Origin of the sequence: Microbacterium sp. LS_15 (assembly GCF_041954735.1) — a bacterium.
Taxonomy (GTDB): Bacteria; Actinomycetota; Actinomycetes; order Actinomycetales; family Microbacteriaceae; genus Microbacterium.
In genome coordinates this window covers 1-12,230 of the sequence record NZ_JAVAYD010000026.1, presented here as the reverse complement: position 1 = coordinate 12,230, position 12,230 = coordinate 1, and the positions used below count along the sequence as shown (strand labels likewise).

Sequence of the window (12,230 nt, the reverse complement as noted above, 5' to 3'; positions counted from 1 at the left end):
GAGTCGCCGGGCCGCAGACCCGCGGCATCCGTCAGCGACAGGTCGACGGCGCCCAGGTCGGTGAGCACGCGCACCCCTGACACGGTCGGCTCGAGGCGCGTCACGACGGCCCGCCACGAGTTCGGGGCACCGTCCTCCGCAGCCACGCGCACATCGCCTGGGCGGAAGACGGCGGCGAGCGCGACCCCGTCGGTCGCGGCGAGCGCCTGCGACCCGGCATCCGCAGCGCGCAGGCGGGCGTCGCCGCGCACCCACCCGCCGTCGCCGCTGAGGCCCCCGATCCGGTTGACCCCGGCGATCGACGCGACGAACCCGGATGCCGGAGCCGCGAGCACCTCGCGCACCGCACCCTCCTGTGTCACCTGTCCCGCCTCGAGCACGACGAGCCGGTCGGCGAGAGCGACCGCGTCGGCGGCGTCATGGGTCACCGCGACGGTGGTGGTGCCGTCGAGCTGATCGCGCAGCATCCGCCTGATGTCGCCGGCGGTCTCGGGGTCGAGGGCGACGAGGGGTTCGTCCAGCAGCACGACCCGGGGTTCCGCGGCGAGGGCCCGTGCGACGGCGACCCGCTGGGCCTCGCCGCCCGAGAGCTCCTGGGATCGGCGGTCGCCCGCACCGGGGAGTCCGACGCGGGCGAGCCAGTCGTCGGCGTCGCGCCGGGCGGCATCCGCCGGGGTGCCGGCCGCGCGGGGTCCGAAGGCGACGTTCTCGCGCACGCTCAGGTGCGGGAAGAGCCGGGGGTTCTGTCCGAGCAGCACGATGCCGCGCCGCATCGGCTCGGTGCGCACCCGCGGCGCCGAGACCCTGTCGACCATGCGTCCGTCGACGGCGATCTCACCCGCCTCGAGCGTCGCGAGACCGGCGAGCGCGTGCAGCAGCGTCGACTTGCCCGCCCCGCTCGGGCCCATCACGGCGACGGTCTCCCCCGCGGCGACCCGCACCTCGACGTCGACGGCGAAGTGCTCCCTGGTCACGACGATGCGGGCGCGCAGTCCGGCATCCGTCGCGCTCACCGAGCGGCCCCCGGTCGCCAGCCGCGCACGAGGAGCAGCACCGCGACGGCGGCGGCGAGCAGCAGCAGCGCGAGCGCGACGGCCGTGCCCTGCGAGACGCCCGCACCGTTGAACGCCGTGTAGATCGCGAGGGGCATGGTCTGCGTGACGCCCGGCCGGTTCCCGGCGAACAGCGCCGTGGCCCCGAACTCCCCGATCGCGCGGGCGAAGCACAGCACGACGCCCGCGACGATCCCCGGCGCGGCGAGGGGGAGCGTGATGCGTCGCAGGATCGTCCACCGGCTCGCGCCGAGCGCGGCGGCGGTGCGCTCGTACTCGACGCCCGAGGTGCGCACGGCGCCTTCGACGGCGAGCACGAGGAACGGCAGCGCCACGAAGGTCTGCGCGAGCACGACGGCCGGGGTGCTGAACGAGAGACCGAGGCCGCCGAACCATCCGGCCCGGCCGAACAGGTAGAGGAGCGCCACTCCGCCGACCATGGGCGGCAGCACGAGGGGCACGGTGACCGCCGCCCGCAGCACGGCGGCGACGCGCGGCCCCGACCGGGCGATCGTCAGCGCGAGGGGGACCCCCACGATCACGCAGATCAGGGTCGCGAGCAGCCCCGTGCCGAGCGAGAGGACGAGGGCCGACCGCGCCGCCTCCGACGTCACATCGGCGATGAAGGTCGACCACTGCACGCGGGCGACCAGCGCCGCGAGCGGCAGGATCAGGAAGGCCAGGCCGACGAGCGCCGGCACGACGATCGCACGCGGCGCGTAGCCGCGCGCGGCACTGCTCACGGCGCTCCGAATCCGTGATCCGCGAGGATCTTCTGCCCGGCGTCCGACAGCACGAAGGCGACGAAGGCCTCGGCGGCGACGCTGTTCGGGGCCCCGTCGAGCGCCGCGATCGGGTAGTGATTCACGACGTCGCCCGCCCCGTCGGGCACGATGACCTCGACGTCGTCACGCCCGACCACGTCGGTCGCGTAGACGAGTCCGGCATCCGCCTCTCCGGCGGCGACCTTCGTCAGCACGGCGGTGACGTTCTGCTCGAGGCTCGCGGGTTCGACGGCCACACCGGCGTTCGACAGGAGGGTGGTGGATGCCGCGCCGCACGGCACCTCCGGAGCGCACAGCACCGTCGTGACATCGGCGAGGTCGGCGAGCGTCTCGACAGCGGCGGGGTTGCCCGCGGGCACGGCGATCACGAGCGTGTTCGAGGCGAAGAGCGTCGGGTCGATCGCGAGATCGGAGAGCTTGTCCATGTTCGCCTCGTCGGCGGACGCGAACACATCGCCCGGCGCCCCTTCCTGCAACTGGGTGACGAGCGTCGACGAGCCGTCGTAGACGGGACTGAACGTCACACCGGGATTCTCGTCGGTGAAGGCGGCGCCGATCTCGTCGAACGCGGCCTTCAGCGAGGCGGCGGCGTAGACCGCGAGGTCGCCGCTCACCGTGGCGCTGTCCGAGGAGGCGGACCCGTCGGGAGCGGGCTCGGGCCCGGATGACGGCGACGAGCAGCCGGCGAGGGCGACGGCGGCCAGCACCAGCACGGCCGCGGAGCGGAGGATCGAGCGGTTCACGTCAGCCCTTCGGCACTTCGACGACGACCTGGGTCGCCTTGACGGACGCGGTGGCCAGGGAGCCGGCCTCGAGCTGGAGCTCACGGGCCGCCTCGGCGGACATGAGCGAGACGACGCGGTGCGGACCCGACTGCAGGTCGATCTGCGCCATCAGTCCGTCGATCTGCACGCGGGTGACGATGCCGACGAAGCGGTTGCGAGCGCTCGACAGCGCCCCGCCCGGGTCGGTCGCCTCGTCGGCGAGGGCGATCGCGCGCGCGGCGAGTGCATCGCCGGGGATCTCGGCGGGCGCGGCGTCGGTCGTCGGAAGGAGGCCCTGATCGACCCAGCGGCGCACGGTGTCATCACTGACCCCCAGCAACTGGGCGGCTCGGGCGATCCGGAAGCTCTGCATGACTCGCACTCTACCGCTTCTGCGGACGATATGAGCCGGATCATCCGCAGGAGCGGTTGCGACGCGCATTCAGTCTCGGTCATTGCGGCGCTGAGACCCCTCGGGGCATCGAGACCACCGACACGCACGTCGGGGGCGGGATGTCTCGACGGCGTGGACAGGTCTCGGCGCGTCAGTCCCGCGGCGCTTAGCCTGGTCCCATGCAGCCGCTCGTCGCCCCCACCCCATCCCTCGATCCGGCGGAGCTCGTCCGCACGGCCCGCCATGCCGTGCTCTCGGGTATCGGCGAGGAAGGGCAGCGGCGGCTCGCGGCATCCCGAGTCGTGGTGGTCGGCGCGGGCGGGGTGGGATCCCCCGTGCTCCTCGCGCTGGCAGCGGCCGGGGTTGGCACGATCACCGTGATCGACGACGACGTCGTCGAGCTCACGAACCTGCAGCGGCAGCTCGCGCACCGCGCGGAAGACGTCGGCACCGCGAAGACGGTGTCCGCCGAGCGGGCGATCACGGCCCTGTCGCCCGGCGCGGTGGTGGTGCCGAAGACGATCCGGCTCGACGCCGCCAACGCGACCGGCCTGTTCGAGGGCGCCGACGTGGTGGTCGACACGAGCGACTCCTTCGGCACGCGGCGCGACGTGGCCGCCGCGGCAGAGGCTCTCGGCATCCCCCTGGTCTGGGGAGCCGTGCAGGAGTGGCACGCGCAGGCCACCGTGTTCTGGTCGGCTCCGCCCGCCGGTCACGCGCCGGTCGTGCTCGCCGACCTCTTCCCGATCGGCACCGAGGGCGAACCGCCGAGCTGCGCCCAGGTCGGGGTGCTCGGGGCGCTGTGCGTGCAGGTCGGCGGGATCCTCGCCGGCGAGGTCGTGAAGCTCGTCACCGGCGCCGGCGAACCGCTGCTCGGCCGCCTCGCCGTGATCGACGCGCTCGCCGCCCGACAGCACGAGATCGCGATCCGTCCGGCGGTGACCGCATGAGCGCCCGCCGCACGGTCGAGGAACAGCTCGCACGGGTGCTCGACGCCGTGCGGACGCTCGACGTCGAGCGGGTCGCGCTGCAGGATGCCGCCGGTCGCACCCTCGCTGCCGATGCCACCGCCGCCCACGACATCCCGCTGTTCGACAACTCCGCGATGGACGGGTTCGCCGTGCGCGCGGAGGACGTGTCCGGCGCATCGGCGGACACACCGGTGACGCTGCGGGTGATCGCCGACCTGCCGGCCGGCGTGGCGGACGACCCCGCACTCGGCGCCGGCGAGGCCGCGCGGATCATGACCGGGTCTCCGGCGCCGACCGCCGCCGACGCGATCGTGCCCTTCGAGGACACCGCGGGCGGACTCGCCGATTCCCTGGGCGAGGTGCAGGTGCTGCGCGCACCGGCACCGGGTGCGTTCGTGCGGCGCCGCGGCGCCGACCTGCGCGCGGGCGACACCGTGGTCCACGCGGGCGAGCGCCTGGGTGCCTTCCAGCTCGCCGCGGCCGTCGCGGCCGGCATCGACCGGGTCGCCGTGACACGCGCTCCGCGCGTCGCCGTCGTCTCGACCGGCAGCGAGCTGCTCGCCCCCGGCGAGACTCCCACGCGCGGGCGGATCCCGGATTCCAACGGCCCTCTGCTGCGGCAGCTCGTGGCGGATGCCGACGCCGACGTCGTCCTCGTGGCGCGTGTCGCCGACGAGGCGGATGCCGTCGCCGCTGTCACCGCCGATGCCGTCTCGCGCGGGGCCGACGTCATCGTCTTCACGGGCGGCGTGAGCGCGGGGGCGTACGAGCCGGTGCGCGGCGCCTTCGACGGCCGCGGCGAGGTGGAGTTCGCGAGCGTCGCCATGCAGCCGGGCAAACCGCAGGCGTTCGGCGCCCTCGGGTCGGGGACGCTCGTCTTCGGCCTCCCCGGCAACCCGGTGAGCGTGGCCGTGTCGTTCGAGGTCTTCGTGCGGCCGGCGCTACTGGCACTGCAGGGGCGCGCCGAGATCCACCGTCCGCACGCGTCGTTCACCGCCGGCGCCGACTGGACCACACCGCCGGGACGCCGTCAGTACCTGCCCGCCGTGGTCGACCTCGCGACCCGCACCGTTCGGCCGGCGACCGCAGGCGGATCCGGCTCGCACCTCGCCGGGGGCCTCGCCCGCGCACACGCCTTCGCGATCGTGCCCGCAGAGGTCGAGCGCGTCGCCGTGGGCGACCCGATCGATGTCATGCTGGTCGGATGAGCTTCCCGCATCTCGACGCGTCAGGGCGCGCGCACATGGTCGACGTGACCGGCAAGCAGCCGACGGTCCGCACCGCCACCGCTCGCGGCTTCGTGCGCTGCAGCCCCGAGGTCGTCACCGCGCTGCGCGACGGCACCGCACCGAAGGGCGACGTGCTCGCGGTCGCCCGCATCGCCGGCATCCAGGCGGCGAAGTCGACGCCCTCGCTCCTGCCCCTCGCCCACGTGATCGGCGTGCACCGCGCGAGCGTCGAGCTCGACATCGTCGACGACGGGGTGCACGTCGAGGCGACGGTCGGGACCGCCGACCGCACCGGCGTCGAGATGGAGGCGCTGACCGCGGTGTCGGTCGCCGCCCTCGCCGTCGTCGACATGATCAAGGGGCTCGACCGATCGGTCGTGATCGAAGACGTGCGCATCGTGGCGAAGTCGGGCGGTCGTTCCGGCGACTGGGTGCGCGAGGGAGAGGCACGATGACCCGCGTGCGCTACTTCGCCGCGGCCGCCGAAGCCGCGGGGACGGATGCCGAGGAGCGGTCGGAGCAGACGCTGGACGAGCTCCGCGCCGCCGTCGTCGCCGACCACCCGGCTCTCGGCGGGATTCTGCCGCGGTGCGCCGTGCTCGTCGACGGCGTGCGCAGCGACGACGACCGCGCGCTCGGCGACGCGCTGCTCGTCGACGTGCTGCCGCCCTTCGCGGGAGGCTGAGCGCGTCGCGCGCGCTTCGTCTCGGTCGCGACGCGGTGCACAGCGAGCTGAGATCACCCGTCTCCGGCCGCCGACGGCGACCCACCCCCTTACTTGCGAGCCTCCCCCGTCGGCGCGGTGCACAGCGGGGTGGCTCGCGTACGAAGGGGTGCTTCGGCGGGAAGGCCCCGAACGGGAGGGGACGTCAGCCGCCGATGCCCTTCCAGAGCGTCGAGCCGTCGGACTCCAGCTGGCGCTTCCACACCGGCAGGTCGCGCTTGATGTCCTCGATCACCGCACGGCACACCTCGAACGCCTCGGCGCGGTGCTCGGCGGCGACCGCGATGATCACCGCGGCATCCCCGACGTCGAGACGGCCGATCCGGTGACTCACGGCGACGTCGACGCGCGCCGCCCCCACGGCATCCGCTCCCGCCTTCTCGGCGATCGACCGCAGCACGGCCTCGGCGTCGGGGTGGGCGCTGTACTCGAGGCCGACGACGGGGGTGTCGGCGTCGGGGTCGTTGTCGCGCACACGGCCGATGAAGGTCGTGACGCCGCCGAGCGCCGGATGCTCGACCGCGCGCAGATGCGCGTCGACATCGAGCGGCTGCTCGGAGATCGCTGCCAGCTGGACTGTGTTCATCAGTGGTCCCCTCCGTCGACCTGATCCACGATGTGCCGGGCGACACCCAGCACGATCGCCACCCCGGATGCGACGGCACGCGTCGAGCCGGGAAGATTCACGACGAGGGCGCCTGCCGGGTCGACGACGCCGGCGAGGCCGCGCGACAGCACCGACAGCGGGGTGTCGGCGAGCCCGCTGCGGCGGAGCTCCTCGGCGATGCCGGGCAGCTCCCTGGTGATGACCTGCCGCGTCCCCTCGGGGGTCAGGTCGCGCGGGGCGACACCGGTGCCGCCCGTGGTCACGATGAGCCGCACGCCCCGTGCGACGGCGCGACGCAGCGCGTCGGCGACCGACTCCGCTCCGTCGGCGATGATCTCGGCATCCGGGCAGTGCCACCCGGCATCCCGCAGCAGGCCGACGGCGATCGGACCGCCTCGGTCCTCGCGCTCCCCTGCGAACGACCGATCAGACACGGTGATCACATACGCGGGGAGCGACGTCATGGCTCCACCCTAGGGGCAGGCCATCGGCCGCGCACGGATCAGGCGACGCGGATCAGCGACCGCTGCCAGCCGGTCGACCCGTCGGGGGCGATGGGCGCGCGGTCCTCGATCTGCAGGTCGCCGTTCTTGTTCACGGCGCGCACGGCCACATAGTGGGTTCCGGGGGTCGCGTCCCACTCGAGGAACCACTGCACCCAGGTGTTCTCGTTCACGGGCGCCGAGAGGGTCGCGGGTGTCCAGTCGCCGTTGTCGATGCTGACCTCGACGCGCTCGATGCCCACCGTCTGAGCCCAGGCGACACCGGCTATCGCGATCCTGCCCGCGTCGACCGCCGAGCCCAGTTTGGGGGTGTCGATGCGCGACGAGAACTTGATCGGCGCCTCCGCGCTGTATCCGCGAGGGGTCCAGTAGGCCTCGTCCTTCTCGAACGTCGTGACCTTGAGCTCGGTGACCCACTTCGTCGCCGACACGTAGCCGTAGAGGCCGGGCACGACCATCCGCACGGGGAAGCCGTGCTCGGGCGGCAGCGGCTCGCCGTTCATGGCCACCGCGAAGATCGCGTCGAGGTTGTCGTCGGTCAGGGCCGACAGCGGCGTGCTGGCCGTGTAGCCGTCGACGCTCTTCGAGAGCACCATGTCGGCATCCCCCTTCACGCCCGCCTTCTTCAGCACGTCGCGCACCGGCACGCCGAGCCACTTGGCGTTTCCGACGAGCTCGCCGCCGACCTCGTTCGACACGCAGGTCAGGGTGATGACGTACTCGTCGAGGCCCATGTCGAGCAGGTCCTGGAAGCTGATCTCGACCCGCTCGTCGACCATGCCGTCGATCACGAGTCGCCAGGTGTCGGGGTCGACCGTGGGCACGGTCAGGGCCGTGTCGACGCGGTAGAAGTCCTTGTTCGGGGTGAACAGGGGGCTGATGCCCTTGATGTCGAGCTCAGCGCCGTCCGGGATCGTGACGGTCGAGTTCGGCTTGGGCAGCTTGAGGTTGTCGCGGATCGCCTCGACCGAGGTCACCGCCGTGCTCACCGCGCGCGAGGCGACGCCGACGACGACGGCGGATGCTCCGGCGATGCCGGCGAGCAGGAAGAACTGGCGACGACCCATCGCCTTCGGCGCCTCTTCACCGTCGGCGGGAACGGCCGCGGCCTTCCAGGTGCGCAGGCGCCGCGACAGCATCACGAGGATGACCGCGCCGGCGGCGGCTCCGAGCAGCGGGGGCAGGAAGCCGAGGGGGCTGACACCGGCGCGCGTCACGACCGCGGCGGTCGAGAGGGCACCGGCGATCACGATGACGACCACGCCGAGCGGCGGACGCACGTACTCGAGGATGCCGCCGACCGCCGATGCGATGACGACGGCCAGACCGAGGCCCGCGACCAGGGCGATCTTGTCGTATTCGCCGAAGGTCGCGATCGCGAACTCCTTGAACGGCTGCGGCACGATGTCGATGACGAATCCGCCGACCGCGAGCACGGGGCTCGCCGACCGCGCGAGGATCAGGGCGAACAGCTCGGCGACCGCGAGGAACACCGCCCCGCTGACGAGTCCTGCCAGGGCGGCCCAGACGAAGAACCGCTTGCCTCCCTGCGTGCTGCGCTGCGCCATGATGCACTCCTCCACCGTGTGTCTCACTCTCTTCGGAGCGGACGCGGGATCGGATGCCGCGGCGACTTCTGCGGCCACGACGAGCGTTCTGCGGCCTCGAGCCGCGCTGTTGGCCGCACAAGCGTCACGAGGCCGCAGAAGTTGCACGGCCGTCCGACCGACCGACGGACAGGCCGACCCGCGGGGTCAGACCTGCACGACGTGCGGGGGCGGAGACGGGGGAAGCTCCCGCTGAGGGACGCCGTGCGCCTCGCGGTGCAGACGCTCCATGCGGCTGTCGAGCTCGGCGGCGGCCTCCGCGGCATCCGTCAGACTGTCGACGAGGTGCGACGGCACCTGGTTCGAGAACTTGTAGTAGATCTTATGCTCGAGGCTGGCCCAGAAGTCCATGGCGATGGTGCGGAACTGCACCTCGACGGGCACCGACAGAGCGCCGGTCGAGAGGAAGACGGGCACCTCGATGATCGCGTGCAGGCTCTTGTAGCCGTTGTCCTTCGGCTGGGCGATGTAGTCCTTGACCGTGCGCACCGTGACGTCGTCCTGCGCGGTGAGCAGGTCGAAGAGGCGGTAGACGTCGGCGACGAAGCTGCAGGTGACGCGCACTCCGGCGATGTCGGTGATCTCGGCGCGGATGCGCTCGAAGTCGGGCTCCTCGATGCCCTTGCGGGCGATCTTCTCGACGATGCTGTCCGGCGTCTTCAGGCGGCTCTTGACGTGCTCGATCGGGTTGTACGAGTGGTGGTGCGTGAACTCGTCGCGGAGGATGCCGATCTTCGTCTCGACCTCCCGCATCCCGAACTCGTACTCCCGCAGGAAACGCTGGAACTCGTCACGGAGCTCCCGAGTCTGCTGTATCGCGTCATCGGTGACCTGGAGGGACGTCATGGCTCCGACGTTACGCGTCCGTGATCGGAAAGGGCTGTGGATCTTCCCTGACGCGTGTCGCACCCCGCTTGACCCCGTCTCGGCACCGGGCTAGAACGGAGCACATGACGAGCCAGGGCGAGAAGTGGACAGAGGCGTACATCGAGGCGTGGCGGTCGAATGACCCTGAGCAGATCGGCGCGCTCTTCACCGACGACGCCCGCTATCTGACGAGTCCCGACGCCGAGCCGCGCGTGGGACGTGACGCGATCGTCGCCGGATGGCTCGACGACCTCGACGACCCCGGATCCTGGTCGTTCGACTGGTGGATCGTCCGCGAGGATGCTGGATTCCTCGCCGTCGAGGGCCGCACGAAGTACCCGGCGGAGCGTGACTACCTCAACCTCTGGATCGTGCGACTGGATGCCGACGGCAGGGCGACCGAGTTCACCGAGTGGTACATGCCCCGTCCGCACCAGGACTGACACCGCGACGGGCGTGAGGATTCCGTTAGGGAGGCACGACGCGCCGTAGGGATTCCGTGAGGATCACGTGAGGGAAGCGTCAGCGGGCGTAAAGTCGCCGGACGTGTCAGATGAATCACGCGAGACCACGGATGCTCCTCCGCTCGCCAAGCGCATCCTCATCGGCGAACCGCTGACGAGCCAGCAGGTCGACGATCAGCTGCTGCCCAAGAAGATGGCGCTGCCGATCTTCGCGTCGGATGCACTGAGCTCCGTGGCCTACGCGCCGCAGGAACTGGTGATGATCCTGCTCATCGGCGGTCTGACGTTCCTCTCCTTCACGCCGCTGGTCGCCACGGCGGTCGTGGTGCTGCTCATCGTGGTGGTGCTGAGCTACCGCCAGCTCATCAAGGCCTACCCGTCGGGTGGCGGCGACTACGAGGTCGCGTCGAAGAACCTCGGCGAGATCCCCGGCGTGATCGTGGCATCCGCTCTGCTCGTCGACTACATCCTCACCGTCGCGGTGTCTGTCGCGTCCGGTGTCGACAACATCATCTCGGCCGTGCCGGGGCTCGACCCGTTCCGCGTCGAGCTCGCGGTCGGCTTCGTGATCCTCATCATCATCGTGAACCTGCGCGGAGTCCGCGAGGCGTCACTCGTGTTCGCGATCCCGACGTACGTGTTCATCGGGTCGGTCGGCTTCATGATCGTGACGGGTCTCATCCGCACGTTCCTCGGCGATGCGCCCGTGGCGTCGAGCGCCGAGTTCGCCGTGCACTCCGAAGACCTCGGCCAGGCGGCCGTGATCCTTCTGATCCTGCGCGCCTTCTCGAGCGGATGCTCCGCCCTCACCGGCGTCGAGGCCGTTTCGAACGGCGTGCCCGCGTTCCGCACCCCGAAGATCCGCAACGCCCAGACCACCCTCGTGCTCATGGGTTCGATCGCGGCATGCCTGTTCGCCGGACTCACGGCGCTCGCACTGATCGCCGGCGTGCACTACGCCGAGAACCCCTGCGACCTGGTCGGCTTCGACTGCTCGAACCCGCAGCCGAGCCTCATGGCGCAGATCGCCTCCGCGACGTTCGGCGGCGGCAGCATCCTGTTCTTCATCATCCAGGCGGCGACCGCGTGCGTGCTGCTGCTCGCCGCGAACACCGCGTTCAACGGGTTCCCGCTGCTCGGCTCGGTGCTCGCGCGCGACGGCTACGCGCCGAAATCGCTGAACACCCGCGGCGACCGACTCGTGTTCTCGAACGGCATGATCGTGCTCGGCATCGCCGCGATCGCCGTGCTCGTCGTGTTCCAGGCGCGGCTGACGACCCTCATCCAGCTCTACATCATCGGCGTCTTCGTGTCGTTCTCGCTCGGACAGATCGGCATGGTCAGACACTGGCGGCGCGTCCTGCGCGGGCCGGCGGAGGACGCCAAGGATGCCGGGATCGACGGCGCCTCGGCATCCGATCGCCGCTCGGCGAAGGTCGGGCTCGTGATCAACACGGCCGGCGCGATCCTCACGGTGCTCGTGCTGGTGATCGTGACGATCACGAAGTTCACGCACGGCGCGTATCTCGTGTTCTTCGCGATCCCGATCCTCGCGTTCCTGATGATGGGTGTGAAGCGGTACTACCGCGACGTCGAGCACGAGATCGCGATCGACGACACGACGAAGTTCGGGGCGACGGGCGACCTCGCCATCGTGCTCGTCAACCGTCTGCAGAAGCCCGTCGCGAAGGCCGTCGACTACGCGGTGGCCGCCAAGCACGACAAGACGATCGGACTGCACGTCGCCGTGGCATCCGATGACGTGGCCGAGCTGCAGCGCGAATGGCGCGACCACCTCGTGCCGATCCCGCTCGTGATCGTCGAGTCGCCCTACCGCGCCTTCGCGCAGCCGGTGGCGCAGTTCATCAAGCAGTACCGCGCGAAGCACGGCGCGTCGGTCGTGACCGTGTACCTGCCGCAGTACATCGTGGGGCACTGGTGGGAGACGTTCCTGCACAACCGTCGCGCCCGCCGCATGGCCAATCAGCTCATGCTCGTGCACGGCGTGACGATCACGCTCGTGCCGTGGCTGCTCGACTCGTCGGAGCTCATCTACGGACGCCGGTCGCGTCCGCTGCCCGGCCAGGAGCGCGCCGGCCGCCCCGTGGTCGTGAGCGGTCGCCGGGCGCACCGGCCGGAGGGCCCGCCCGAGGCGTGAGCCGGGGCGCGCCTCGCTCCCGCCCTCCTGCGCCGCCCGCCTGCCTGCGCCGCCGCGACCCACCACGCGCGTCGAGACCCACCATCCGCGACGTCTTTCGTGGTG

Annotated in this window: 14 protein-coding genes; 6 read left to right on the top strand and 8 right to left on the bottom strand. The window is 71.4% G+C overall.

Annotation, left to right across the window (positions count from 1 at the left end; translation table 11 throughout):
• The 4 genes from RAC69_RS16820 to RAC69_RS16805 form a co-directional block, all read right to left on the bottom strand.
• A partial coding sequence (locus RAC69_RS16820) for a sulfate/molybdate ABC transporter ATP-binding protein (protein ID WP_375087840.1) occupies positions 1–1,013 on the bottom strand: 1,013 nt, incomplete at its 3' end.
• Positions 1,010–1,795, bottom strand: a complete 786-nt coding sequence (gene modB, locus RAC69_RS16815) for a molybdate ABC transporter permease subunit (RefSeq protein ID WP_375087839.1) — start codon at positions 1,793–1,795, stop codon at positions 1,010–1,012. The genes modB and RAC69_RS16820, both read right to left, overlap by 4 nt.
• Positions 1,792–2,580, bottom strand: coding sequence for a molybdate ABC transporter substrate-binding protein (modA, locus tag RAC69_RS16810; protein ID WP_375087838.1), 789 nt, complete (start codon positions 2,578–2,580; stop codon positions 1,792–1,794). The genes modB and modA overlap by 4 nt, the downstream gene beginning before the upstream one ends.
• A 1-nt stretch (position 2,581) precedes the next feature.
• Positions 2,582–2,974, bottom strand: a complete 393-nt coding sequence (locus RAC69_RS16805) for a molybdopterin-binding protein (protein ID WP_375087837.1) — start codon at positions 2,972–2,974, stop codon at positions 2,582–2,584.
• A 200-nt stretch (positions 2,975–3,174) separates the two neighbouring features.
• Between RAC69_RS16805 and RAC69_RS16800 the strand changes: the two genes are divergently transcribed.
• Genes RAC69_RS16800 through RAC69_RS16785 form a run of 4 tightly spaced genes read left to right on the top strand, consistent with a single transcriptional unit; the run spans position 3,175 to position 5,880 of the window.
• On the top strand, positions 3,175–3,945 hold the full coding sequence (locus RAC69_RS16800; RefSeq protein WP_375087836.1) for a ThiF family adenylyltransferase: 771 nt from the start codon (positions 3,175–3,177) through the stop codon (positions 3,943–3,945).
• Positions 3,942–5,174 (top strand): gephyrin-like molybdotransferase Glp, encoded by a 1,233-nt coding sequence (glp, locus tag RAC69_RS16795; RefSeq protein ID WP_375087835.1) that lies wholly within the window; start codon positions 3,942–3,944, stop codon positions 5,172–5,174. Before RAC69_RS16800 ends, glp begins: the two co-directional genes overlap by 4 nt.
• Entirely contained in the window at positions 5,171–5,650 is a 480-nt protein-coding gene (gene moaC / locus RAC69_RS16790; RefSeq protein WP_375087834.1) for a cyclic pyranopterin monophosphate synthase MoaC, read from the top strand. The genes glp and moaC overlap by 4 nt, the downstream gene beginning before the upstream one ends.
• Entirely contained in the window at positions 5,647–5,880 is a 234-nt protein-coding gene (locus tag RAC69_RS16785) for a MoaD/ThiS family protein (protein WP_341935802.1), read from the top strand. The genes moaC and RAC69_RS16785 overlap by 4 nt, the downstream gene beginning before the upstream one ends.
• A gap of 184 nt (positions 5,881–6,064) precedes the next feature.
• Here RAC69_RS16785 and RAC69_RS16780 read toward each other — a convergent pair whose 3' ends face one another.
• The 4 genes from RAC69_RS16780 to RAC69_RS16765 all read right to left on the bottom strand — a co-directional run bounded on the left by RAC69_RS16780 (position 6,065) and on the right by RAC69_RS16765 (position 9,482).
• Positions 6,065–6,505, bottom strand: coding sequence for a molybdenum cofactor biosynthesis protein MoaE (locus tag RAC69_RS16780; protein ID WP_375087833.1), 441 nt, complete (start codon positions 6,503–6,505; stop codon positions 6,065–6,067).
• Entirely contained in the window at positions 6,505–6,990 is a 486-nt protein-coding gene (locus RAC69_RS16775) for a molybdenum cofactor biosynthesis protein B (RefSeq protein ID WP_375087832.1), read from the bottom strand. Before RAC69_RS16775 ends, RAC69_RS16780 begins: the two co-directional genes overlap by 1 nt.
• Positions 6,991–7,028: 38 nt before the next feature.
• On the bottom strand, positions 7,029–8,597 hold the full coding sequence (locus RAC69_RS16770; protein WP_375087831.1) for a molybdopterin-dependent oxidoreductase: 1,569 nt from the start codon (positions 8,595–8,597) through the stop codon (positions 7,029–7,031).
• Between the two features lie 186 nt (positions 8,598–8,783).
• Positions 8,784–9,482, bottom strand: coding sequence for a GTP pyrophosphokinase family protein (locus RAC69_RS16765; protein ID WP_375087830.1), 699 nt, complete (start codon positions 9,480–9,482; stop codon positions 8,784–8,786).
• A gap of 104 nt (positions 9,483–9,586) precedes the next feature.
• Between RAC69_RS16765 and RAC69_RS16760 the strand changes: the two genes are divergently transcribed.
• A complete protein-coding gene (locus RAC69_RS16760; RefSeq protein WP_375087829.1) occupies positions 9,587–9,946 on the top strand; it encodes a nuclear transport factor 2 family protein in 360 nt (119 codons plus the stop codon).
• 214 nt (positions 9,947–10,160) lie between these two features.
• A complete protein-coding gene (locus RAC69_RS16755) occupies positions 10,161–12,125 on the top strand; it encodes an APC family permease (protein WP_341936177.1) in 1,965 nt (654 codons plus the stop codon).
• The last annotated feature ends 105 nt before the right edge of the window (positions 12,126–12,230 follow it).